Here is a 25,910-nt window from a genome sequence, read left to right as displayed (position 1 = left end):
ATAAATAATGATTAAGAAAATTGCACTCATCGCCGCACTAGCACTTTCAATGACCGCGTGTGACAGTAGCGAAGTGGGCGATGTCAGCTTAGGTATATTCACACTAAAAGACATCAAAGTGTCCAATCTCGACGATGAAAAAATTGCAGGGGTAACGTGTCATATTGCCTCTATTGAAGCAAACTTAAGCTTATCTGACCCTAGTGATAGCTCTATTTCATGTCGTCAAACGGGAGATATTACTCCTGAAATGATCGCAACAATCGACAAAAGTAAGTCTGGTGAAATCGTTTTTAAAAAGTCTAAAAGCATCTTCTTTAAAACAATGAAGGTTAGACGTATCTATGACGCTGAAAATCAGACACTACTCTACTTGTCGTATACAACTAAAGAGACTGATGGAAGCTTCAAGCACAGCCTTTCTACAGTGCCGCTATGGGGAACCAAAGCGTATACCGAAAGCGCCGAGATTTCATCAGTATCTCAATAAAAAGTACTCACTACGTCACAGCAGTCTTACTAACCGTTAGACTGCTGTACGCACAATAACTGCCTACTAAAACAGAAATGGCAAAAATTCTTAACTAGCCAAACGTTTTACCAGTCGTATCTAATGCAAATGAATGTAATAAACCAATTATCATGTGATATACTTCAACAAAATCCTCAACAACTCTTCTCTTATGAAATTTCCTGGCCAAAGAAAGTCTAAGCATTACTTCCCTACTCACGCTCGCGATCCGTTAGTTAACCAAATTCAGCAAACACCGAAATTGCACCGTCCTATTATCGTCGGTGTTGGTCAAACGATCGTCGATATTGAAGCGAGAGTTGATAGCGAGTTTCTTGCAAGATATGACTTGAGTAAAGGTCATTCATTAGTATTAGAAGAGAGTAAAGCGGACGCTTTATACCAAGAGCTCGTAGAAAAAGAACTGATTACTCATCAGTACCCGGGCGATACCATTGGTAATACGTTGCATAATTACTCCGTTTTAGCTGACAGTAAATCTGTTCTACTCGGTGTTATGTCCAAAAACATTGAAGTTGGTTCTTATGCGTATCGCTACCTTTGCCGCACATCCTCGCGCATGAACCTCAACAATTTACAGATGGTTGATGGCCCAATTGGTCGGTGTTACACGCTCATTACTGAAGATGGCGAGCGTACCTTTGCGATTAACGAAGGTCACATGAATAAGCTACGTCCAGACAGTGTCCCTGAGCATGTATTTGATAAAGCCTCCGCTCTGGTTGTCTCTTCGTATCTCATGAGAGGTAAACCCGAAGACCCAATGCCTCAAGCTGTCGCTCGCTCGGTTGAAATTGCTAAGCAGAAAAACATCCCAGTAGTACTGACTTTGGGTACTAAGTATGTCATCGAAGGGGCTGAAAAGTGGTGGCAAGATTACATTAAAGAAAACGTCACTATCATTGCGATGAATGAAGAAGAAGGTGAAGCACTTACCGGTGAAAAAGATCCATTGCTTGCTGCAGATAAAGCGCTAGAGTGGGTTGATCTTGTGTTATGTACGGCAGGTCCTATCGGACTTTACATGGCGGGCTATGTTGATGACTCAGCGAAACGATTAACCGAGCTACCTCTGCTGCCAGGCAATATTCCAGAGTTTAATCAATATGAGTTTAGCCGCTCAATGCGTAAGTCTGACTGCCAGACTCCGGTTAAAATATACTCTCATATTGGCCCTTACCTAGGTGGCCCATTAGAAATTAAGAACACGAATGGCGCGGGCGATGGCGCTTTATCAGCAGTGCTGCACGATATGGCCGCAAATAGCTACCATGAATCAAATGTTCCTAACTCTGCAAAGCACGACCATCCATACCTGACTTACTCTTCGTTATCGCAAGTGTGTAAGTACGCGAACCGTGTGAGCTACGAAGTGTTAACCCAACACTCTCCTCGCCTATCAAGAGCGCTACCTGAGCGTGAAGATAGCCTAGAAGAGACATACTGGGATCGTTAATCGCAAGAGCTAGATTCAATCAGGCTAAGTGAAGTGCTTAGCCTGATTGGGCAACGATAAGTCTCATTACCATGCTTAAATCAAACTCCCCTAAAGTGTCAACGCTCGCTTCTCGAATCAATTAACTCTGCCACCGCTATCTTTGACTGTTCGATCTGTAAATTAAGTTGCTGCAGCTTACTTTGGTACTCATGCAACGGATTCGGGCTTTTTTCAATCGCCAAGCAAGTTTGATACAACGCCCCTAAACCAAGGCTTGAAGCAGAACCTTTCAACTTGTGAACGGTCATTTTGACCAAATCAGGATCACCTTTAAGCTCTGCTTGATGTAAGTTCGTCGTGGCTTCATTGCATCCTTTATCAAAAAGGCGAGCAATCTTAACAACCGTATCAATGCCAAGAATGTTGATGTCCTCAATAAGTACATTGGGGTTAATCATTTGTTCTTCTATGAGGTCATCCGTTTCAATTTTCTCTTTTTTCGCTCGGCACGCTGCTTTCGCCATTTTATTAGTCGCGTGTAATTGTTTATCTTCCGGAGTGAGAGAGCTTAACATTTCGCCTAAGGCTGACCTATCCAGTGGTTTTGGTAGATAACCATCAAAACCAGCAGAGAGATACTTCTCCACCTCTTCACTAAATACATGCGCAGAGACGGCAATTATCGGAATACTATTATTGTGGGCCTTAAACTCGGCTAATAAATCGAGACCAGAGCAGTCAGGTAGGTTGATATCGAGCAACAGTAGATCAAAATCATGAGATGAATTTACATCAGTATCGCCTTTGTCAGCATGAACATTTTCGCTCATCAAATTGCCTAGGAAGTATTGTCGAGCTTGCTCTCCACTGTTAGCAACGACGACTTCATGCCCTAGGCTATGAAGAAAGCCCTCCGCAACCATGCAGTTTACAGGGTTATCTTCTACTAAGAGCACGCTTAGACGATGATTATCACCAAGTTGAACCTGAAAGGGTTTAGGGTTCACCTTTAGCTCAGTGGTCGATACCCAATCACTCTCTTCTATTTTTTCCAAAGGAATCGTAAATTGAAAAACACTACCTTTACCAAACTCTGACTCGACCTGTAAGCGCCCACCCATCGCTTCTATCAAGCGCTGACTGATCGCCAATCCAAGGCCTGTACCACCATGAGACGAATTTACTTTGGAAGCTTGAGTAAATGCATCAAACAGCCTTTGCTGATCGTCATGTGAAATTCCAATGCCTGAGTCTGACACTTCAAAGACGAGTTCACTGTTTCGATTAACCTCCTCTTCGATATGTACATACACATCGATATACCCCGAGTGAGTAAACTTGATTGCGTTGCCTATTAGGTTACTGAGTACCTGACTAATACGAGTACTATCGCCATACCAAAATGGCGAGACATCACTTTCAATACAGTGGTTAAATTCTAATTCTTTTTCACCGGCGCGTGCCGCAAAGAGTTGATGAGCATCAGACACAAGGTTGTGTAAATTGAAGTTCACTGGGCGTATTTCTAGATACCCCGCTTCGATTTTCGAGTAGTCTAAAATATCGTTAAGAATGGCCAGAAGGGTCTTACCACTTCGATTTATCACATCGACATACTGGCTTTGATTCGAATCAAGCTTTGTATCAAGTAGCAATTGCACCGTCCCGAGAACCCCGTTCATTGGCGTTCTTATCTCATGACTCATTGTTGCCAAAAAGGCCGATTTTGCTCGGTTTGCAAGCTCTGCCGATTCTCTCGCTCTATCATGATTAACGACTTCAATGTTCAACTTATCATTCGCTTCTTGTAGTTGTGAAGTTCGCTCTGTGATGAGTTCTTCTAAATGCTCTTTATGCTCTTGCAGGGTCTGTGCGGTATCTCGAGCTGTAATAATCGCTCGCCCCATATCGGCCAACTCATCGCTGCCTTTGACTGACACATCAACGTTTAGCTCTCCTTTAGCAATAGAGAGTAATGCCGATGAATACTCATCTAAACGCTTAACGACTTGAATATAGACAACACGCCAAACAATTAATACCACAATAATAAAGCCAATAATGGTCAGGACCGTCAATGTCCACTGAGCGGTATTAAGCGTTGACTTCACATTTTCAACCGCTCTTTGAGTCGAGGCATTAGACTCATCCACCAACTGATTGACCGTATTGTTAATCGCAGCCATTTGCAGCATGTTCTCTTGCATCAATTGCTGCAAGGATAAGTTACTTTGATGCCTTAGATGTAACAGTTCAAAAATACTGCCTCTATCCTCTAGCCCTTGCAGTAACACAACCATCTGCTGAGAACGTGTCGGATCTTCTACCATCGTCGAGCGCCTAAGCATGATAGATACGTTGTGATTAAATTCGCGACCTATTTGCGATATCCGTTCAATATCGGTGACGGTTGGAATCTCTTCAATTTGGTTAAGAACCTTATAAGCGAGTAGATGAAATTCGTGTAAGCGCTCTGAGAGGTCAAGATCAACTTCGACAAGATCATCCAACGCTTGATAAACACTGTTGGTCTGTTTTTTATCAAGCAACTCATAAATATGAGTAACATTGGCAACGGCAATGGTACTGGTATTCAGCACTTGTGTACGTGCCAGCTGCTCAAGTTCTGTTGCAAGCTTTCTCATTGCACTGACTTGCTGATTTATTTCAGATGAATACTGTAATTTCTGTTCAACAACGATGCCTAACTTGGCTAAGGTGTCGATAATAAGCTGAACATCTTGCTCAAGAGTATTAAGTAAATTGGAATCAAACGTATCAGCACCAAGCTGAGTGATGTGAAAAAGTAATGTTTCTAATTGGCTAAAAAGAACCACACCTGCATCAGTATGTTCTTGCTTTGTCTTTGCGCCTGCGAGCATCTGAACCGAGGTGATGATTCGTGCACTGAGTTCAGAGACTTTCCGTGCCTCAATCATTGAGGGAATACTACGGTTGACTACGTTACGTTCCGTTTGTGCGACAAACGAAAAGCCAAAAACACCAACCAAGGCTGACAACAATACAATCAAAGCCATCGATGAAAAGGCAATAAGTAACTTGCGTCCAATACTCGCTTTGGCCAACAACATGATAGACTTCACTTCTTAAGTTTTGATTAATCGACTATATTTTGCAGTGTTTAGGATTAAGATGCCAATGAATAACGATGTGCTTACTTCATCCTTTCTACACACTCTTATGTACGGCTATGGTGACATTATCAGATATCAACGAATCCGTTTACTATTCTGGGCTTTATCTCTCTGTTTTGGGGCTTCATTCTATGTATCTGCTCAGGAGATTGAACGTCCATTAAGTATCTGTGCTGTATACCCTCATCTAAAAGACTCCTACTGGCTTTCAGTAAACTATGGCATGGTCATAGAAGCCCAACAATTGGGGGTTAACTTGAAAGTGTTTGAATCGGGCGGCTACCCCAACCATGAAAAACAAAAACAACAGTTAAAGGCGTGTGTAGACTGGGGGGCTAATGCCATCATTCTAGGGACGGTAGCGCCTAATTTGTATCATGATGACCTCAATGAATATACTAGTAATACGCCTATTTTCTCGACGGTTAACCATTTATCGTTAAACAAGAAGAATCAACAGTACCTAAAAGGTGAAGTTGGCGTTGATTGGTATTGGATGGGGTATTATACCGGACAATACTTAGCACATAAGTACTCAAACAAGACTGAGCCTGTCGATATTGCGCTTCTTCCTGGGCCGGAATCTAGCGGCGGAACAAAGCCCTCTGTAAACGGTTTTTACGATGCCATAAAAAATACACAGATTCGAGTCATTGAGACATTATGGGCAGATAACGATAAAGAACTTCAACGCAACCTAGTTCAACAACTCATTACTGAAAATGACATTGATTATATCGTGGGAAGTGCCGTGGCTACTGAGGCCGCTATAACAGAGATTAGAACATCACAAAAGCAGGAAGAGATTAAACTTGTCTCAATGTACTTAAGTCATGGTGTCTACCGTGGCATCGTCCGCGGCCGAGTCGAGTTTGCTCCAACAGATCAAATGGTCAAACAAGGGCAGTTATCCATTCGTCAGGCATACAGTTTTCTAGTAAACAGACACTACGAGCTCGTTCTGTCCCCAAAGATTCAAACGTTTTCCTTAGACAGTACCAATATGGCTAAAGAGAAGAGTGATATTAGTGCTTCTCTCTCTCCTTCTGGTTACAGACCTACTTTTTCAGTCGGCACTATTGATTCATTGGAAAATATTAATAATGATAGGGATAACAACTAATAAGGATTCCTACATGGAAAAGACGACTCGCACCATGCCAGCGCACAAGAACATCGCACTGGTTGCACACGATCATTATAAACCTGAGTTATTGCGTTGGGTTCAGGAGAACAAAGAAAAATTGCAAGGTCACTTTCTTTATGCGACTGGCACAACTGGCCACATGCTAAGCAAAGAAACGGGGCTTGCCATTAAAAGTTTAATCAGTGGCCCAATGGGTGGCGATCAGCAGCTTGGCGCGCTTATCTCTGAAGGTAAGATCGATATGATGATCTTCTTTTGGGACCCGTTAAATGCTGTACCGCACGACCCAGATGTGAAAGCTTTATTACGTATTGCTAGTGTGTGGAATATTCCTGTTGCTACCAATAGAGCAACGGCAAACTTTATGATTGAGTCTCCTCTACTAGATAGAGAAGTGGACATTGAGATTCCGGACTACGCCGCTTATTTAGCTAACCGAACGTAACTCAATTGAACACCATAAAATACGCCCTAATACACAATGGTATTAGGGCGTATTTTATTTATGATAGAAAGCCGTTGTTTTTTTTCTACTTCAACGCTTAACTAAACACTAGCTTCAGCGAGCGCACTCATTTCAGGGTGCCGACTATTTTTGCTTCACAATCGGATAATCCGAATCCGCCAACTCTTGAACAAAGCGAGAGCCATTTCCAGAATGGCAAATCCACACCTTTTCCTTCGCTCTAGTCATTGCCACATAGAATAAACGTCGTTCTTCAGCGTCGGTAAAGTTATCCTTTGATTGAGTAAGTGCGCTATTCAAATGCAAAGCTTTTACTTTAGCTGGAAACTGCCCTTCATCAACATTCAATATCAAGACAAAGTCCGCTTCTTTACCCTTACTGGCATGGCAGGTCATGAATTCAATCTCTAACGCACCGAACTGTTTTTTCCAATCATTAAACAGCTCTGGTTTGTGGTAGTGATTGCGGCCTAGTAACAACACCGATCTTGAACCCTTAGCTTGATTATTTAGCTGATCCAGTACTTTCTCTACGCGGTTCATTGGCGTTAAGTAAACTGACTTCTGCTTCACCTCTTTATGGCTTTTTAGTTCCTTAGATAACTGAGCAGGATTTTGTTGAATAAAAGCGTTCGCAACCGCGCCGATTTGGCTATTGAAACGGTACGTCGTATCTAAATAATGCACCGTAGAATGAGGGAATCGAGCCTCAAAACCTGTCGTTAAGTCCACATCTGACCCAGCGAATTGGTAAATGGACTGCCAGTCATCACCCACGGCAAAGAGGACACACGAATCATCATGATGGTTTTGATTACATAACGCTTCAATAAGGGCTAAACGATCTGGCGAGATATCTTGGTATTCATCGATCATGATATAGCGCCAACTACCTTTAAATTTATTCTTAGTCACGTATTGAGTGGCCCGGCGAATCATCATGTTAAAATCAATCTGGCTTTGCTCTTTTAACATCTGTTGCCACGCTTGATAGCAAGGCCATACGAGTCCCAATTCGCTATTTAAGCGAGTATAGTCGTCACTCGATAGCAGTCTCTCTTGAATCTGTTTTTTTGTCGCCCCTGTGGCTGAAAGCTGTGTCAATTGCTTCTCAAGCCATGCAATCAACTTAGGGTTTTCGACATGACTTCCAAGTTCATCGTCACCCGCAAGGTAAGCAATAGGCCACTTTGAAAGGTGTTTCTGCCAACGCTTAAAATTGGTTGGCGTCATCCAGTGCTTTTTCAACCAATCGATACACCATGCCTGACGAAGATTGTCATCAACCGCAACAGGAGAAAGTTCAACACGCTGGCTTTCAACAGTATTGATAATGTGCAGCCCAAGTTGATGAAACGTATTCACCTTCACCTTATCAGCGTCCAGGCCAACTTTTTCCGATAATCTTTGGCTCATCTCGTTGGCGGCATCTCGACCAAATGCCAACAATAATAGCTCATCAGCTTGAGCTGCATGACTTTGAAGCAAGTACGCGACACGAGCGGTTAACACACTCGTTTTACCTGAGCCCGCGCCCGCTAAGATTAGGTTATGATCATTGTTCAACAACACCGCTTTTTGTTGTGAAAGATTAAGAGGTGATGATTCCAACTGACTGAATAGCACTTCCCAATTGAGTCGTTCCGTCTCGATCCAAAACTCGTTACGCCCCAATAGCGAGGTTTCGGAATCCGTCAGCCAAGGTTCAATCGCTTTCACTCGAATTGGCATTCTCTGTGCAGCTTCTTCCAGCGTCATTTCGATTTCGGTGAGATCATCTAATACCTGCTTGGACCAAGCTGACACTTGTGAGTGTGGTAAGTATGCAGGTCGTTTAGTAAGGAGTGTGAGCTGTTCTTCCCACTGTGGCAAACAACGATTCAGCTGGTCACATTGGGTTTTATGCCAGCGTTGATAACTTGCTACCACACGTCGAACAAACTCACGACACTGCCCCCAAGGTAACCCTTGAACTAACCAAGAGCGTTGCTCACCATTTTCTTCATGAGCGAAAAATTGAATACTGCCCCAAAATAGGCCACGCTTTAGTGTCAACGCCCCATTCCAAACATGAAATGGAATGTGTTCCTCACTTGACTGAGAGGAGAGAATTAACAGAGCGGATTGAAGCTCAACATGGTGATACTCGGTCTGAACAAAATATTGGGCGGTTTTGTTGGCGGTTAACTGCATTGAAATAGGTCCACAATTGCTGTTGGATGAGTATATTACAGGCGTTAGTCCTAATAATAAAATAATGTCAAAATTTGAAGGTTTCGATATGAAATTAATTAAGATCAATAAATTAGGTTTAACGGTTTCGTTTGAGGCTCATTAGGTTAGCGTCCTTTCGTTAAAACCGATACACTGCCCTTTTCTACTTAAAGCTAGTAATCGTGCCGCTTTCCAATCAAATTCGCCAATATTGGGCAAACAAAACCATAAATTACAGCGTCCTCATTTTAGTTACCTTATTAGGGGTCGTTATCCCTGCTTGGTATTATCAGCTTAACTCTCTAATCATTCCGCTTATTCTTGGGGTTATTGCCGCAGCACTTGCTGAAAATGACAATTCATTTACAGGCCGGCTTAAATCATCACTGTTAACACTGTGTTGTTTCGCTTTTGCTGCTTTTTCAATTGAAATTCTCTTTAATCACCCAATCCTGTTTGCTCTAGGTCTAACGCTTTCGACCTTTACTTTTATTATGCTCGGTGCCATTGGCCCTCGTTACGCCAGTATTGCATTTGGTTCCTTGCTCATTGCTGTTTATGCCATGTTAGGTGCGCACAACAGTACCAACATCTGGTTCCAACCTTTATTGCTGATAAGTGGCGCGGCTTGGTATTACTTTATGTCGATGATTTGGCACATTGTATGGCCAATGCAGCATGTACAGCAGAATCTAGCGAATGTATTTCTACAACTGGCTCATTACTTGGAATCGAAAAGTAATCTATTTCATCCCGTTTCCAACTTAATCCCACAGCCACACAGAATTGCCGAGGCAAAGCTCAATGCCACGACAGTTACGGCCTTAAACCAGTGTAAATCGACGCTATTAGCACGTTCAAAACGAGGCCGCGTCGACAGTCGTAATAGTCGCTATATGAACACCTATTTTCTTGCTCAGGATATTCATGAGCGTGTTAGCTCAAGCCATTATCGTTACCAAGAACTGGCGCAAGATTTCCAGCGTTCCGATGTGATGTTCCGCTTTAAGCATGTATTAGAGTCACAAGCCAGAGCGTGCCGAAACATCGCACAGTCCATTCGCTTAGGGCGTCCTTATGAACACCCGCAAGAATCCATTACGGCGCTCGATGAACTTCAGGCCTCACTCAATCACCTAAAAGAGAATGAGCAGCCAAAATCTAGAGTGTCACTCGCTCAATTAGGCTATCTGTTCAATAACCTCACCACTGTCGAGAAGCAGCTCAACCATGTGAGTTCACCTGAGGTAAATCAATTAGAAGAGAGTGACTTGTTTGATACCGATGCCCATACCCTCAAAACTATGTGGCTACGTATTAAGAGCAATTTCAACAAAGACTCTTTGCTGTTCAAGCATGCCGTGCGCCTGTCAATCGCATTAACACTCGGTTACACCATACTTCAATTCTTTGAACTTGAACGTGGGTATTGGATTTTGTTGACCACATTGTTTGTGTGCCAACCTAACTACAGCGCCACCAAACAAAAGCTAACCGCTCGAGTCATCGGAACGGTATCCGGCTTACTTATTGGTGCCCCCCTGCTGATGTTGTTTCCTTCGCAAGAGAGCCAACTCGTTCTGATCATTTTGTCTGGTGTCATGTTCTTTGCATTCCGGATGAATAACTACAGTTTTGCAACGGGGTTTATTACTCTTCTGGTTCTGTTCTGTTTCAACCAACTAGGTGAAGGGTACGCCGTTTTACTGCCACGCTTAACTGATACATTGATTGGTTGTTCATTAGCCGTAGCAGCAGTCATGTTTATTTTCCCTGACTGGCAATCTAAAAGGTTACATAAAGTCATGGCAAGTGCAGTTAAAGCAAATAACCAATATTTAGGACAGGTCATCGCTCAATATCGAATAGGTAAAAAGGACACTCTCAATTACCGTGTTGCTCGTCGCAGTGCTCATGACAATGATGCTAACCTAACGTACGCCATTAACGCCATGCTAGCCGAACCGGGTAAATATCAAACTGCAATCGATGAGAGTTTTCGATTCCTAACTCTAAACCATGCATTACTTAGCTATGTTTCTGCACTTGGTGCTCATAGAACACGAATTAACGATCTAGAGATCCACCAGCTCATACTCGACACTTACAATGTTGTTCATAAGCACCTGAATATGATTCAGCAACAGCTAAACAACCAATGTGACAGTTGCGACATCACACTGGTTGATGAATTGGACCTCACAAGGCGACTGAACGAATGGAGAGAAGATGACGAGAATTCTGCAAGAATGGTTTTGCAGCAGCTTCACCTAGTCTACCGTATGATTCCAGAGCTTCATTCGCTAGCCTCAAAACTTGCGGTGAGAACAAAAACATCGTAACGATAGGCTGACAAGCGTTATACACTTACCTATATTTTAGTTTTCAGAGAAGAGTCATTATCTAAGTGGCTCTTCTCTATCTTTATGTACCCCTTCAATATCTACACCTAACTAACCAAGATTCCATAAGGAATAACGCCACTGATTGACATAACATTTACGTTATTCGGACATTCATTGCGCTCTCATTCCATAGTATTTGTGTTAACCATTACGCTTTATTCAGGATGAAAGAGTTTTGATAGGCCAAGGTAGCGGCAAAGAGCCCACGATGAGGGGAGCAAACATGACACAGATTCAATTCGAACAGCTAAAAATGCAGCTGGAATTATTGACGCCGCAACAACTTAAGTCACTCCAGAATGAAATTCACAGTAACTTAAGTACATCACAGACCAAACTAGTGACCGATGAAGAGCTTAATCTTATTACTAGTCTTTTCAACTAAACACCATAAATGATAAGAACCCTGTTTAACAAACGCGATTCTTACGCCTAATCTCTTTATATATCAATAGCATTGCGTTGACGTTACCTACTCTGACAAGTTTCTAGCATGTGCGACGTGTTTACAACCAGCTAGCACAACTTGCGAAAATAGCAAACGGGTCTTAAGCTTTTAATAGTAGAGGTCGCCCTATGTCAGTGTCTAATATTCAGTCTGGATATCATATTATTGAGCAGTCATCTCGGATGACTGAAGACGCTGCACGTGAAATCCAACAACAATCCCTACCACCGCCCTCTTTCGAGGCAGAAATCGACCCTAATGAAACCAAGATCTCTCCCTCTGGTATCAATAGCGCATACTCAGCAGCTGATAGCGAGTTGGCATTCAACAAAGTTAAATTCGACGCTAACGAAGAATCAGTGCCCCCATTGATTGACCCACTAATTGAACTCAGTCAAGCCCACCAATACAACAAGATCGGAACAAACATGTTACAAAGAGATCAAGATATGATTGGGACTCTGCTTGATATTCATATTTAGCTCTTTTTTTGGTATTAAGTGAATAACAGGCGTTGAGTTTATTCACTTTCACAGTAAAATCGCAGGAAAATAATAGATTTGACTTACTATGCCTAAACTCAATTTACATCGACGTGATTATGTTTCCATTCTGATTCAGGATGATGAATCCACTAAATTAGAGCAAATATTTAAGCCTAATCTCAGTAAGTCGTCCCTTCGTCTAACCCCTAGCCCTTACCTCACCGAAAGAAACCTAGAGAAACGTTGGAGCAGGTTAGAATCGATGACTGATAAGTCAGAGCTCCTCGATCCATCGACCTTAGAACAAAAAGATGCCTACTCTAAAAACATTGAGCATTTTATCGGTACAGTCAAAGTTCCCGTTGGAATCGCGGGGCCTTTGCGAGTCAACGGGTTATTTGCTCAAGATGATTACTTAGTCCCCCTCGCGACAACCGAAGCGGCACTCGTTGCATCTTATAATCGTGGCTCGCAGTTAATCACAGCAGCGGGTGGTGCGAGTGCCATGCTACTCAATGAAGGTGTTACTCGTACCCCTGGTTTCGCTTTCTATAGTTTGAAAGAAGCCGGCGAGTTTGTGGCTTGGATCGTCTCCCAGTACGACACCTTTAAAGACATCGCCCAATCTACGACATCACACGGCAAGCTGACCGATATTAATGTCAATATCGAAGGTAACCATGTGTATTTGGTCTTCGAATTTTTAACTGGCGACGCTTCTGGTCAAAATATGGTCACCATCGCGACCAACGCTGTCTTTGAATACATTTTGTCAACGACCCCTGTTGCTCCTGAATACGCATTTTTAGATGGTAATTTATCGGGTGACAAAAAACCGAATGCTCACTCTCTACGCAGTGTGAGAGGGAAAAAAGTCACCGCAGAAGTCCACTTGTCAAAAGAACTCATTGCTAAGTATCTTCATACAACCCCTGAAAAAATGATGCAGTTTGGGCAGATGACAACAGTCGGAGGGGCGCTTAGCGGCACTATTGGTATCAATGCTCATTACGCGAATGCGCTCGCTGCACTCTACATTGCCTGTGGTCAAGATGCGGCATGTGTGGGCGAATCCGCAGTGGGAATGACGCGAATGGAGATCAATAAATATGGCGGACTATATGCAAGTGTGACACTACCAAATATCATGGTTGGGACGGTCGGCGGTGGCACTGGGTTACCCAGTCAAAAAGCGTGTCTTGATATACTTGGGCTGCATGGCAATGGAAAATCACAAGCGTTGGCTGAAGTCGCTGCGGTACTCTGTTTGGCTGGCGAACTTTCGATCGTAGGCGCATTTTGTGCTGGGCACTTTTCAAGAGCGCATCATAAGCTCGCTCGGTAAGCGTTTGAAATTCGAGGTAACAGTGATTAACACAACACAATTGGACATTTACATCTTGCTCTAGAGCACCTTAACCATATTGACGCTTCTCTTATGTAAATTGTTAGCTTGTTCTCGGTTATGGTGCTTAATTTAACAAATTTACACCGCCCCTTATTATGCGGTGTATAATTTAACCATTGAATAATCACCTTTATTTCTTATGGCGCCAAATTCAAACTCAATTAATGACCTTTATCCTTTGCTCGTACCTGGGCTTAAGTTCTCAGCGTCGATAGAGTTTGGTCCAAGAGACAGTTTTTCGTTTCCAACACACATCATTGGTTTCAAAACTGACCACTACATCATTATTGATATTCCATCGAAAGCAAGAGAAGCGCTTTTGATGAGAAAGACTGACAATGTTTCTATCATTATTCGTGGTATTTGCAACACCAAGCTTGGTCATGTCATCGCTTTCAAAACACGCATACTGAATAAAATATCTCGCCCAGCAAGTCTTATGTTTTTGCGTATCCCTAAACACTTTATTTCTAAGCCAGCACGTACTGACGAGCGCTTCTCGTTCGATATTCCAGCAACTATTTGTGAAGGGACGAAAACCTATCACGCACATTTAATCGACATTTCAATCTCAGGGTGTGCGTTGTTTGTAGCGGGTGAAAATGAACTAACACTGAGTAGTGTTATCGAGGTTGAGTCCGATGTTACCAACCTCATTAAACAAACAATCAAATATACGATTGCCAATATTCAGAAGCATAAAGATGGACATAAAATCGGTGTCCACTTTAATCAAAAGATTGAAATGGATGATAACATTAAGCGCAAAGTACTAGAGCTAGCCGTCAACTCTGACAGTTTGTAATCGTATTCATATTCTGATTAATCGCCTTACAAATACTCTTTTTTTAGATTTTCAAAGGCCTGATAGAGTTCGTGTTCTTTAATTGGCTTTAGAATAATATCGTTGGCACCCGCACTCATAAAATCTTGCCTTGTATCTTGATGACCATCGGCTGTACAGGCGAAGATAGGTACCTGATTGTTTAACTCTTCTCTTATAATTCGTGTGGCTTCAACCCCATCCACTTTAGGCAGTTGGTTATCCATCAGTATAAGATCGAACGTATTGCGTTTAACCTCATCAATTGCCTCTTGCCCATCTTTCACCCAAGTAATATTCATACCGTATTTTTCACAAAACGCTCGCGCGATAAACGCATTAGTATGGTTATCTTCCACTAGAAGTACATTTAACTCTCGATCAAATAAACTCTCTGGTGAAATTGCTACCAACGCTTGTTCAGCCACTGTTTCAATTTCAATGCATCGGATTGGTAAATCAACGGTAAACGATGTTCCCACCCCAAACTCACTTCGTATTTGATACTCACCACCAAGTATTTCAACCAGGTTCTTAATAATGGTTAACCCCAAACCACTTCCACCATACTCTCTGGCCGTAGACTCACTGGCCTGAACAAAGGGTTCAAATACTCGATCTATATAGGCTTCTTCAATACCAATGCCGGTATCAGAAACCGCAATATGCAGCGTTGAGTTTTCGCCTTTATTGCTATGGGTAAGCGCAACTTTAACGGTGCCCTTATGAGTAAATTTCACTGCATTACTGGTTAGATTAAACAGGATTTGAGTTAGCCTGACTTTATCTGTTGAAATGACGGTACCTTGGGAAAAGTCAGTGGTTATTATAAATTCAACGCCTTTCTCATTGCACAATGATGAGAAAATTTTATCGACCGCTTGATGTGTCTCAATAGGGTCAAATTCGGATACCTGGATTGAATACTTCCCTTGATCCATTTTAGAAAAATCTAAAATATCGTTAAGAACCGCCAATAGATGCTCACCACTGTTACAAAGAACATTGACATTCTCAAGCATCTTGGCGTCGATAGATGAATCTCGAAGCAGTTGTGATACCCCCAAAATCCCATTAAGAGGCGTGCGTAGTTCATGGCTCATTTTGGCTAAGAAGTCGGCCCTGACTCTGGCGAGTTCTTCCGCCTCTACACGTGCCAATTCACTCTGCTTCTCCGCGGCAATCAGGCTTGTGATATCTTGGCTCTGTGCAATGACCAGTTTAACTTCTTCATCTAAAATTACCGGAGAAAGGTTCCAACGAAATACTTGCTCGCCAATAGGAATATTGACCCCTGTTAATGTTGCACCTTGTGCCGCCATTTTTATCTGAGGAAATAGATTATCGACAAGCTGTTGGTACGTCTCATCCTGCGCTTTAAAGGCACTGAAATGTCGTTCAGCTGCGGGGTTTATCTTCTTTACCCGCCCATCAACACTCCAAAATAAGATGGGTGACAGAGAGAAATTAAACAGATCTTCAAACTGCTTCTCTTGTTCGGTTAAACGCTTTAAGGCGCTCTCTAACGTATGACCAATTTGATCGAATTCCTTGATTGGGCTACCAGTGAACGTAATATTATTTCGCTTTGTGACCGCTTGTGTTGTGTATTGAGTCAAAGACGCAAGTTCAAGGGATACTCGCTTGTTAAACCAATACCATGTCACAGCACCTAAAATAAGCATAAAAATGAGTAAAACTCGGCCTAAGAAGTTGTAGTGCTGAAGAAAGGCGGCGGCAGACAGGTTTTGTTGAACCGCATAAATAACGATAGATGTTTCACTTCCGCTCACTTTAAGCGGTGTTTCTATCACAATATAGTTTTCAGAATTTGATTGCTCAGCGAAACGAGTAAGGACATGTTCTTCAGTGTACGCCGTATTTTGATTTACGATGGTCGAAGCTATAACCTCACCATCAATAACCATAATTGCACTGTCTGAGTTACTGTCTGCTTTCAATGCGTCAATCAAGGAGTAGTTTTGGTTGAGTACCGTACCAATATAGTACATTGCCAACACTTCACCGGTTCTTGAATCAACAATTGGCGTTCGCCTTATCAATAAATGCTTGGTACCCAATAATGAGGGGGTTTTGACTAAGTGCCAATTATTGCTTCGAGTCAGATCATGGCTAAACTCGATCAGAGACTCTTCTTCAATACCAAAAAACGTATAGCTGTTATCACCCCAAGATATTTCTTCATTGGCAATAATATAGCGAAAGTCTGGTGTCAGTTGCGGGTTTAACTCGTCTATATTGGCAAAGAACTCATCAAGCAGCTCAACATAGCCCGTGTTTAAAGCATGAACCAAGGTATCATTACGGCTGTAGCTGTCTTGCTGGCTTCTTAATGATGTCAGCTCTAAATTAAACAGAGCTTGAACTAAGCTGTTTGTTTGAACTCTCGTTCTTTCTATCTCGTTGTCTACCGCTCTGGATGTCGCTTGAAAATTCTGAAAAAGCACAAAAAGCGTAACGACTAACATGACCGTATAAACAGCACGTGTAATTAATGTGGCAAGCTTAATCGTTTTGTTTTTTGAAAATAATTGAAGATACATTACAGATCTGAATACCTAAATGCATGACGCTTTAATTCGTCAATTCTTGTCCCTACATCCTCAGTCGTTACTAGCTCAAACTCTCCAGAATAAAGTAGCGGTACACTTGCTCCCTCTAAATCGAGTTTAATCGCTTCTGCCATTGCAATACCCGTATCGTCGTTCATTCTCATGACTGTCACATCTAGATCCCCCGACTCAATCGCATCAAGTTCCGCACTACCACCGCCCCAACCATTTAGGTGGATATCTTGTCGACCCGCTTCCTTTAACGCTTGTGCTGCGCCTAAAGCAACATCGGTTGAACACGCATAGATGAATGAAATATCGGATTGGTTTTTAATCGCTCTAATTGCTGCTTGATACCCTGAATCTCTGTTTGCCTGTGTATAAAATGACGAAGCAAGATGATAGTCGCCATGATGAGTCATCCCCTCAATAAAGGTATCGCCTCTTGCATCACTAATATAGCCCTTAGAGTAGTAGAGCATTGAATATGAACTTCCTTTAGGAACCGTTCTCTTAAAGTGGTTTTCTAGTATTTTTGTTCCTTGTACATGATCAAAGCCAACATACATAAAAGGTTGGCGATCATCCCATGCTCTTACTGGAGAGGTAATATTTTGTAAAATCAGTTTAGTGTCCGTAGAGCCTAAGACATGTTCAATGAACTTTCGATGCCTTGCGGTATATAAAGTAAACACCAAGTAATCAGACTTATTTTTCAGTGCTTCCATTAACGATTGATTCTGTTGCCTAGTATCGCTATTTACTCGAGTTTTTACCGGATTTAACTCGTAATCGATACCAAGCTTTTTCATTCGTACTTCAAACGCTTTGATATTTCTCACCCAATAATCTGAAATCTGATCACCTGGATAGACAAGGGAGATAATCACCGGTCGTTGTTGCTCCACTCTAAGTGGCTTTGGTTCATCACGTACCAGTTTTGTAAAATGATCGGTAAGTTCAGCTTGTACAGGGTGAGCGTCTAAATACTCATTGTAATCCCAGTAGTCTGATAACTCTTGTGTAGAGTGTGCATTAATAGAAAATGATGTCAGACAGAAAACGAAAGCAAGAAGTTTTAAAATAAACGGCATAAGCGTTGTCGTTAAGATAGTTTTCATATTTGGGTGGCTACTATAGGCGCTCTTATCACGAAAGGTAAGAGCGCAAATGTAATTAATTGCATTTCTCCACTAAATTTCAACGCGCTAAGGCACTATTAGAAAGTAAACGCCAGATTCGCAGAAAGACCATATTGGTTATCCCCTGCATAGTTACCTGCAAAATCAAGGCTTACTAAGTCCCCGGGGCTAATCCCAATACCGGCGGTCAGAGAGTCATCAAGCGTATCTTCTAAATCCATTTGGTAGCCCGCACGAAGTTGTGCCCAACCAAATGCATTTCCTTCAACTCCAAAGCGCAAGAACTGAGTGTCATCATCGTAGCCGCTAAAACGTGACTGATCGGTTAAATCCCAATCCATCGTCGCGATAAAGTAATCCATCGTATACGCACCTGATACCGTTACCTGAGTATCTAGCTTATATTGAGTAGCACCATTAACAGCAACAACGGTATCAATAGTTTGGGAAAACAGATCTTTAACCGCAATCCCAGCTCTAAATTGATTGTAAAACCATACAGCACCAAGATCTAAGTTAAATGAGCTTTTTGATGTTTCACTCTGGTCATAATCACTAATATCAAAATCTTCGACACTTAAAACCTGTTTGTAGGTGGTCATATCTTGGAACTTTGGTGTCACCCCGAGTGATATATCTTGCCCCGCAAAAGAGAACCGCTTAGCTAACGCGACCCCAAATTCACTATAACCAAACGCCACCATATCAACGGTAGAGTCTTCATATCGATCTGGAACAGGTGTTGTATTAGGCTCGATGTCTGGAAACGCTAATACCTCAGCATAACCACGTATGAATACGTTCATCGAAAGGGCATTTAGTGGAATAGCGACGGCTGCTGTTGCCCCCCCGCTTGCAACAATTGGTTTATTTCCTTCCAATGCATCCAGTTGACTGTTTAGCGTCTCAATTGCGCTTACATCACCATTCTCATAATTTTGGATCGTATCTTGGAGGTCATCTATCTCGTCAATTGTATTATCGGTATCCCTAACATTTGCCCCTACCCCTGGAAAGAGTACGCCAAAACGGTCGTTATCTCGATGGACGGCAACTAATGCCGGATTGTGAAATGGTGCTAATAGATAATCTGCAGTACTCACTCCTGTATTACCCATACCGTTACTTCGCGCATCCGCAACAGACGTAGCGGCTAGAGAGTGTGTAGTTAAAAGAGATAAGCCGAACGCCACTGATATTTTTGTTAGTTGTTTCATTTCCTTACCAACCTTTTTTAATGTTCCCATAATAAGGTTAATACATGATCACAACTTGCACCGACATTTTATAACCATCTGTTTTTAAAATGATTAATTAGAGTTAATTGAGTTATCTAAGGTTATTTTTTTTAGAACCAGTGCTTCTTTTTTAGATTTGGGTAATTGTTTAAGACGGTACTCAATTTGAGAAGCCTCACTTCGATTGCTGCCAGCCTTGTCATGCCAGACAAGGATCAACGGTGATTTACCTTTTAACGCCTTCGCACCTTTACCTTCACAATGTTGCTTAAAGCGACGTTCTACATCAGTAGTAATACCGCAATAGAGGGAGTTATTCGGTGTCCTAACCAAATAGACGTACCAGTTAGAACTCATATCTGAATTCACGGTTAACTCTATGTGTGTTTCTAACGCAGAGTCGTGGGGCATTAACTTGTTAAGCTTTCAATGAGTTCTCTAAGCTCGGCAATGTCTGCTTTTTGACTCGCTAGTTCACTTTTTAACTCTGAAACTTCTAACGCTAATTGATCAACTCTAGAGTTTCCCGCGACTGGTGCTGGCATTGCCGCAGCTAAAGCCTCTACATCAACCTCACCACTAAACAGATGCTGATAACGAGATTCACGTTTACCCGCTTCTCTAGGCAGTTTGACCACCAAGGCTCCCGCTTCACGATGGCTCATAGCCTCTAAAATTGCTTCTACTTCTCTTACATCAGTAAACTGACATAAACGGTTTGTTCTGGTTCTAATTTCACCGGGTGTCTGTGCACCTCGAAGAAGCATACAACAAACAATGCCACGCTCTTGCTCAGAGAATTTCAAATCTCCAAACTCGGTATTACAAAAGCGATGACTATATTTTCTTGTACGGCTATTAAAAGCACTTTCATCACTCACTAAACGCTTAGAAATTAGACCTGTTAACGCATCTTGAACGTCTGCATCAGTCAGCGCCATAACCGGCTCTCTATTACTTTTTTGATTACACGCGGTGGTTAAACTATTGAGAGTCAGTGGATAGTAGTCAGGCGTGGTGACTTCTTTTTCAATTAGGCAACCGATAATTCGAGCTTCGATAGGGCTTAGTTCTATGGTCATTGTATTTTCCTTATTTATCGCCACTAATGTGATGACATTAGTGGTACAACTTTCATATTGCCATTTTTATCCATCATAAAAATGCGAGAGCGATTCAATTCAATTTCAGTAACTTCAAGCTTATGTCGTTCAGAACGATAAGCAGTACCCAACTTACTTAAAAGCGTCGATGGTTGCTCTGCAGTCTGGGCATTCATATCTTGTTGGCAGGCGTCATCCGCAGCTTCTGCATACGTCTCTATCGGAATGATAATGTCTGAACGATTCATGGGAATTTCATTTCTCTTTCAATTTAACGTCATAATATAGCGACTCCGCTTGATAAAACAACGTGTTCATGAACAGTTGTTGATTAATTGGACAAGAACTAGCCCGTATTGATCTTAAGCCTTTTATGTCTCAAGGTGTTGTGCTTTAATCGGTGGTAGTTAACGTTAATTTTTTAGGAAAAGAAACCTATGAGTAGTGTATTAGAAATCGTAAGCCAAGCACGTCGTAAGAATAAGTTGAAACGTGAACTTTTAGACAATGAAAAGAAGGTTCGTGATAACCGTAAGCGTGTTGATCTTCTGGAAAACTTACTAGACTACATCCACTCAGGCATGAGCCACGATGAGATTGTTGCTATCGTGAAGAACATGAAAGCCGATTACGAAGACCGTGTTGATGACCACATCATCAAGAGCGCAGAAATCTCAAAATCGCGTCGTGATATCAGCCGTCGTATCCGCGAACTGACTGAAGAAGACAAGCAGACAAACCAAGCTAAAAAATAATTTCGCTTCTTTATAAAGTAAAATCCGAGTCTCTCTAGACTCGGATTTTTTGTTTTAGAGACCTTTGCTTTTCAACAACTGGTCAGTGTGGTTTAGATCATCTCTTTAGCGATCAGATGCAGTAAGAAGGTTTCACGCTCAATACTCATGCCTTTCTTATCGCTCTCAGCAATGGTCTTTTCGTTATGAGCAATGGCATCGTGAATATTGATCCACAATGCTTTCATACCATTCTTAATTTCATAATCTTCGTAGTTAGTTTGGCCCAGTTCACGGTCAATTTTGCAGGTATAACAATACGAGATCATGTGCACGACATCAGCATCATCTTTATACCAAGGGCGAAACTCTTCAACGATACCAAACGGCTTAATCGCATGAATGTTCTGAGCTCCTGTCTCTTCTTCAAGCTCACGTACCATACCCGCGATGACATCTTCCCCTTCATCTAAACCACCACCAGGAATAGTGTAATCGTGATAACGCTCAGTATAGAGAAGCAAGATATCTTCGCCATCGATAACAATCGCTCTCGCGGCATTTCGCTTATAAATAGACTGTTCATCTAAGTGCTCTAAACTAGGATGAACCATGGTGGTTAGGTGTCTCATAATGAATCTTCGTAAAATTTAATGTGCGCGATAGTACCACAATAGAATACTTGCGGTTACTTCATGCCGAGCTCTAACGCTCGTGCCTTTTGGTCAAGCTCAAATAGTGTCTCAGCCGCTTCCATGTATTGAGGGTAATCACTGAATTTTTGTCGAGTCTCTTCAGTCATTTGATATAACTCTTCCGCCAGCATCAATTTCCAATATAGCGGGTTAGTATGAAGCATCGCCGCCAGCGGCTTAAATACCGTTTTCTCGTAAGCCAAATAGAGGAGCTCAAGGAGCTCTTCACGATGATCCTCAGAGTCTATCGAAGAGTCTAACATTTCAAGGGCTTTGACATAGTTAGTGTCTGACTCTAACCGTTCCATCACCGACTGATTATCTTTGGCAAGCGCCACAAGCGACAGGTTAATCGATTTTAACCATTGCTCTTTGGTTAAATCATTGTCATTCAATTGCTCAAACTCATGACGAATCCGCTTCTCTACCGTTCTTTGCGCTTTAACAACCGTTGAGCGAACCTTTTGGAATGGCAGTTGGTACTCCTTACAAAGCTCGGTAATCAAAGTGTGAAAGCCATCATTAGGCAGGTGAAGATTACTCTTAAACGTTGCAATTGCCTGTTCTTGTTGGGGCGTCAGTTCACTCATTTAAAACTCGTTCTCTAATAACTTTATTCATGGCGATAGGCGCACATCTTAATAGATGCACCAAAGAGATGCCATCACAATGAAAATAAGTGATTTAATACCAAAACAGGGGTAACTCTACACCGTTTCAGTATGTTATGATCTTTGGCATCTATCGTTACTTTATATTTACATGCACCCATCACAACTACTCTTAGACATCAGTACCCACGCATTACTGCACATTGAATTTAAAAAACTTGAACGCCACTTAAGCACTGCTGATAAAAATCAGTTGCTGGTTCAATTTATTAAGCCAGTGGTTAAGAGCAGCCGTTTTCGCGCGGTAAAGAAAACCACAAAGCAGTGGCTTTTAGCGGGTCGCCGCCCGAATATTGATTTTGAAGCGTTTCTTGGACTTGAGCATGCAAGCTTAGTCGAAACCTGCGCGACCGATTTGCATCAGTTTGTAAACCTTATTATGCGTGTTGAATCTGAGCTTAAAACTAAAGTGCAGTACTCTTTGGCGAAAGATATCGATCTGGACGCTCGATTTGGTGACGTACTCATTTGTGTTGTCGATGAAAGCCTAAACGCCAGCTTTGATGAAGACGGGCTGATGACCCGAACAACTCAGCTTCTGTTTATTGGGGATATGGCGCGTAAAGATCTATTCTCAGATATCGTGGAACAAGATGCTCATTTTCAAGCCATTGTTGCTTATGAAGATGAACAGCACTTACGCATTGAATTACTCCGCTGTTAACGCGGTAAATCAAAAAGGCAATAAGCCTCAATTTACACATCAAAACAACCCAACCACATTATTTTTCCCATCCTGATCTTTGCCTCTTATTTGGTGATGCTTAGGATCTCCGCCAAACAGTAGAATGTAGAGCCTGCTGTCTCGGTATGTGCCGACGACGTAGTGATCTTTTTGTATAACGTATTCAACAACCTCTGCTTCTGCATCTGTGCATAGATACTTAATATCAATCAGCTTGACTCGTTTAAGACCAATAACATTCTTTGCCTCAATGAAACCACCAAACGGCGCTGAAAATTGATTACCATGCTTTAAGAGTGCCGTTACCTTTCCGTCATTGTTTTTGTTTACCCCTATCGGCCCTTGTTCATTTACCTTAAAAAGACTAAAACCGACACTAACTTGAATAGATTGATACATAGCAAAACCAAAACAACTGTACAGAAACACAGTATAGCGTATTTTCTTAATTTTTTGGCAGTTTGATCTGAGGATTAAAATCATAATGTGAGGATTTGGGTGATTACCAATCACTAAGTATAAAAATATGCACTGAAACACTAGCTATCTTGAAAAGTTGGAGTATAGTGCAACCTTGGCTCTTACCTAAGAGTTGTTAATGTTACATTTAGTCCAAGTTCCCTCATAGATCGTTCTCGATAACCTCGTACAACCCTCTCTGCGTCAGCTTTACCTCAATCGTTCATTCAATAGCTTTTTAATTAGACCAAACCAATTTGTCCTTCATAAATGTTTCATATTGAAATGTTAAATCTAGGATAAGAACTTAATTAATTTATTAAAAAGGTACACACTATGTCTCGAAGAACGAGCCGCCAAATCCATTGGTACACATTAAAAAACAAGAAAAACACGCTTCATTCAAAAGGAAATAAATGTTCAAAATAGAAATAAACTTATACAACGAAGACCTATCTTGGGTCGCAGAGATACACCAGCTCAACAGTGATATTTTACTTCGCCATATATTGCCAAAGCTCCAAAACCTCAGCAGCCCCATAAACTTCCAATTCGATGAAGTTTCACAAATCGGTCATGTTATGAAGGTCTCAGGTGCCAAATTAGGACATTTCACAGTCCTATGATGAGCAGAAGTAAAACGTAAAGTAAAAACAAATCAGTACAAAGCCGCAATTGAACGATTTTTTAGTCGCATGCATTTCAGTTTCACCCTCGCTCACTAAATATCAGTTCCGCTGTTTATTCTTTAATTCCTCTATAAAGAAAACAGCCTGCGGCTCAATAAATCAAATTTGTTTTTTCACTCTTCTTACAGCACTCCAAATCACTCTCCTCCATTCGAAAAATACGAGCCGCTAAAATCGCTCCCTAAATATTCAAAATGTAAAAACAGACCTATCTTATTTTTTAGCTAAACTGCCATAAGTTAATATCTTTGTGAACTGACAAACTAGGTAAAGCGCATTTGGTAAATATGTAATGGCGCTATCCTGCCGCTGACTTTTTACTCGGATTCGATATTCGTCAACTGGCCATTCAGCTCTCAAACTTACCATTGAACAGAAAGATGTTTGCGTCATTCTCATCGAACACTACAATGGAAGTCTCTCAATAGATAAGAGCTGACAATGAAAGAACTTCGCGATTTAGATTTAAACCTGCTGAAGCTATTGCAAGCCGTTGTGGAAACACGTAACACACATCAAGCTGCGGACAGATTAGGAATATCTCAGACGAGTGTAAGCCGCGGTTTAGCTAAGCTCAGAGAAACCTTTGGCGATCAGCTTTTTATCCGTAAAGCTCATGGTGTCGAACCTTCAGAACTTGCCGAAAAACTTGCCGAAGCGGCCGATGAAATGTTCACACCATTGGTTAAAGTCGTTGAGTCTTATCAAAATTTTGACCCTCAAACATTTACTGGTGAAATATCAGTCGCAATGAACATTTTCATGCTTGAACAATGGGGAGATGGCATTTTTAGTGCTCTAAGAGAAGCGTTACCTGTCGCCAGTTTTAAATTGGTTTATTGGCAAGAACAAAGCTTAAATGAAATGCTTAATGGTCAAATAGATTACTTACTCCTTTTTTCTCAGTACCAATTGCCACAAGAGGTATATCAGCACCGTTTGAAAGAAATAAAACTCTGCCTGATTGCTCGTAAAGATCATCCAGTATTGAGTAAGAGTAGCGCCCTAGAAGACATCCATCACCTCCCTATCACTCGGATACTGGCTGATGGGATTAACTCAAAGCGCGCCCCTGTTGAAGATTTTTACTTGGCGAGAGGGTATAAAGCTAATATCGTTTTATCAACTCACAGTATACGAGTGTTACTTAATGAATTAAAACATTCTGACGCCTTGTCTTTTGGCAGTACGTTAGTGACTGATAATGATCCCGAGCTGAGTTGTTACCCACTTCCTAAAGTTCCTAAAGAGATGAGAACGATTCAAATAAACGGCGGATACCTACAATCTAAACGTGGTTTTCCACTGAACCAGCTGCTGCACCAAACAATACAAAGCTACTTCGATCAGATAGTTCAACCAGAAAAGTAGCCTCTTAATCTCAAGTTACTCAACCAGTA

At 41.7% G+C, this 25,910-nt stretch carries 24 protein-coding genes; 13 read left to right on the top strand and 11 right to left on the bottom strand.

Annotation, left to right across the window (positions count from 1 at the left end):
- Positions 1–7 precede the first annotated feature (7 nt).
- The gene (locus tag KP803_RS11450) at positions 8–490 is read left to right on the top strand and encodes a CreA family protein (RefSeq protein ID WP_248008965.1); all 483 of its coding nucleotides are present in this window, start codon (positions 8–10) and stop codon (positions 488–490) included.
- Positions 491–683: 193 nt separating this feature from the next.
- Entirely contained in the window at positions 684–1,988 is a 1,305-nt protein-coding gene (locus KP803_RS11445) for an inosine/guanosine kinase (RefSeq protein ID WP_248008964.1), read from the top strand.
- Between the two features lie 98 nt (positions 1,989–2,086).
- Here the strand turns inward: KP803_RS11445 and torS are convergent, their stop codons facing one another.
- Entirely contained in the window at positions 2,087–5,062 is a 2,976-nt protein-coding gene (gene torS, locus KP803_RS11440) for a TMAO reductase system sensor histidine kinase/response regulator TorS (RefSeq protein WP_248008963.1), read from the bottom strand.
- Between the two features lie 109 nt (positions 5,063–5,171).
- Here torS and torT point away from each other — a divergent pair, with 109 nt between their 5' ends.
- The gene (torT, locus tag KP803_RS11435) at positions 5,172–6,248 is read left to right on the top strand and encodes a TMAO reductase system periplasmic protein TorT (protein ID WP_427916948.1); all 1,077 of its coding nucleotides are present in this window, start codon (positions 5,172–5,174) and stop codon (positions 6,246–6,248) included.
- Positions 6,249–6,261: 13 nt separating this feature from the next.
- Positions 6,262–6,717: a methylglyoxal synthase gene (locus KP803_RS11430; RefSeq protein WP_248008961.1), complete on the top strand. Its 456-nt coding sequence runs from the start codon at positions 6,262–6,264 to the stop codon at positions 6,715–6,717.
- 144 nt (positions 6,718–6,861) lie between these two features.
- On the opposite strand, the gene helD is transcribed toward KP803_RS11430, so the two are convergent.
- Positions 6,862–8,931 (bottom strand): DNA helicase IV, encoded by a 2,070-nt coding sequence (gene helD / locus KP803_RS11425; protein ID WP_248008960.1) that lies wholly within the window; start codon positions 8,929–8,931, stop codon positions 6,862–6,864.
- A 203-nt stretch (positions 8,932–9,134) separates the two neighbouring features.
- On the opposite strand from helD, the gene yccS reads away from it, so the two are divergent.
- From yccS to KP803_RS11400, 5 genes are all read left to right on the top strand, one after another.
- Positions 9,135–11,294 carry a YccS family putative transporter gene (gene yccS / locus KP803_RS11420; protein ID WP_248008959.1) on the top strand — a complete coding sequence of 720 codons (2,160 nt, stop codon included), beginning with the start codon at positions 9,135–9,137 and terminating at the stop codon, positions 11,292–11,294.
- Between the two features lie 286 nt (positions 11,295–11,580).
- Entirely contained in the window at positions 11,581–11,742 is a 162-nt protein-coding gene (locus tag KP803_RS11415) for a hypothetical protein (protein WP_248008958.1), read from the top strand.
- Between the two features lie 191 nt (positions 11,743–11,933).
- Positions 11,934–12,287, top strand: coding sequence for a hypothetical protein (locus KP803_RS11410; RefSeq protein WP_248008957.1), 354 nt, complete (start codon positions 11,934–11,936; stop codon positions 12,285–12,287).
- A gap of 88 nt (positions 12,288–12,375) precedes the next feature.
- Positions 12,376–13,635 (top strand): hydroxymethylglutaryl-CoA reductase, encoded by a 1,260-nt coding sequence (locus KP803_RS11405; RefSeq protein ID WP_248008956.1) that lies wholly within the window; start codon positions 12,376–12,378, stop codon positions 13,633–13,635.
- 241 nt (positions 13,636–13,876) lie between these two features.
- Positions 13,877–14,503, top strand: a complete 627-nt coding sequence (locus tag KP803_RS11400) for a PilZ domain-containing protein (protein WP_248008955.1) — start codon at positions 13,877–13,879, stop codon at positions 14,501–14,503.
- Between the two features lie 26 nt (positions 14,504–14,529).
- Here the strand turns inward: KP803_RS11400 and luxQ are convergent, their stop codons facing one another.
- The 6 genes from luxQ to KP803_RS11370 form a co-directional block, all read right to left on the bottom strand.
- A complete protein-coding gene (gene luxQ / locus KP803_RS11395) occupies positions 14,530–17,085 on the bottom strand; it encodes a quorum-sensing autoinducer 2 sensor kinase/phosphatase LuxQ (protein ID WP_248008954.1) in 2,556 nt (851 codons plus the stop codon).
- The gene (locus KP803_RS11390) at positions 17,085–18,215 is read right to left on the bottom strand and encodes a substrate-binding domain-containing protein (RefSeq protein WP_427916945.1); all 1,131 of its coding nucleotides are present in this window, start codon (positions 18,213–18,215) and stop codon (positions 17,085–17,087) included. Before KP803_RS11390 ends, luxQ begins: the two co-directional genes overlap by 1 nt.
- A 98-nt stretch (positions 18,216–18,313) precedes the next feature.
- The gene (locus KP803_RS11385; protein WP_248008953.1) at positions 18,314–19,453 is read right to left on the bottom strand and encodes a conjugal transfer protein TraF; all 1,140 of its coding nucleotides are present in this window, start codon (positions 19,451–19,453) and stop codon (positions 18,314–18,316) included.
- 93 nt (positions 19,454–19,546) lie between these two features.
- Entirely contained in the window at positions 19,547–19,831 is a 285-nt protein-coding gene (locus KP803_RS11380) for a GIY-YIG nuclease family protein (RefSeq protein WP_427916947.1), read from the bottom strand.
- 53 nt (positions 19,832–19,884) lie between these two features.
- Entirely contained in the window at positions 19,885–20,556 is a 672-nt protein-coding gene (locus KP803_RS11375) for a YceH family protein (protein ID WP_248008951.1), read from the bottom strand.
- Between the two features lie 23 nt (positions 20,557–20,579).
- Complete coding sequence (locus KP803_RS11370; protein ID WP_248008950.1) at positions 20,580–20,825, bottom strand: hypothetical protein; 246 nt, start codon at positions 20,823–20,825, stop codon at positions 20,580–20,582.
- A gap of 189 nt (positions 20,826–21,014) precedes the next feature.
- Here KP803_RS11370 and KP803_RS11365 point away from each other — a divergent pair, with 189 nt between their 5' ends.
- A complete protein-coding gene (locus KP803_RS11365; protein ID WP_248008949.1) occupies positions 21,015–21,332 on the top strand; it encodes a DUF496 family protein in 318 nt (105 codons plus the stop codon).
- A gap of 92 nt (positions 21,333–21,424) precedes the next feature.
- Here KP803_RS11365 and KP803_RS11360 read toward each other — a convergent pair whose 3' ends face one another.
- Positions 21,425–21,943 carry an NUDIX hydrolase gene (locus tag KP803_RS11360; protein ID WP_248008948.1) on the bottom strand — a complete coding sequence of 173 codons (519 nt, stop codon included), beginning with the start codon at positions 21,941–21,943 and terminating at the stop codon, positions 21,425–21,427.
- 56 nt (positions 21,944–21,999) lie between these two features.
- Complete coding sequence (locus KP803_RS11355) at positions 22,000–22,596, bottom strand: hypothetical protein (protein ID WP_248008947.1); 597 nt, start codon at positions 22,594–22,596, stop codon at positions 22,000–22,002.
- 172 nt (positions 22,597–22,768) lie between these two features.
- Between KP803_RS11355 and KP803_RS11350 the strand changes: the two genes are divergently transcribed.
- Positions 22,769–23,341 (top strand): DUF2913 family protein, encoded by a 573-nt coding sequence (locus KP803_RS11350; protein WP_248008946.1) that lies wholly within the window; start codon positions 22,769–22,771, stop codon positions 23,339–23,341.
- Between the two features lie 39 nt (positions 23,342–23,380).
- Here KP803_RS11350 and KP803_RS11345 read toward each other — a convergent pair whose 3' ends face one another.
- A complete protein-coding gene (locus KP803_RS11345; RefSeq protein WP_248008945.1) occupies positions 23,381–23,761 on the bottom strand; it encodes a hypothetical protein in 381 nt (126 codons plus the stop codon).
- Between the two features lie 476 nt (positions 23,762–24,237).
- On the opposite strand from KP803_RS11345, the gene KP803_RS11340 reads away from it, so the two are divergent.
- A complete protein-coding gene (locus KP803_RS11340) occupies positions 24,238–24,447 on the top strand; it encodes a hypothetical protein (RefSeq protein WP_248008944.1) in 210 nt (69 codons plus the stop codon).
- A gap of 504 nt (positions 24,448–24,951) precedes the next feature.
- Entirely contained in the window at positions 24,952–25,881 is a 930-nt protein-coding gene (locus tag KP803_RS11335) for a LysR family transcriptional regulator (protein WP_248008943.1), read from the top strand.
- Positions 25,882–25,910: the final 29 nt, after the last annotated feature.

Source organism: Vibrio amylolyticus (genome assembly GCF_023145695.1).
Taxonomy (GTDB): domain Bacteria; phylum Pseudomonadota; class Gammaproteobacteria; order Enterobacterales; family Vibrionaceae; genus Vibrio; species Vibrio amylolyticus.
Note: the sequence above shows the minus strand (reverse complement) of the source record. Positions and strands in the feature narration are given on the sequence as shown.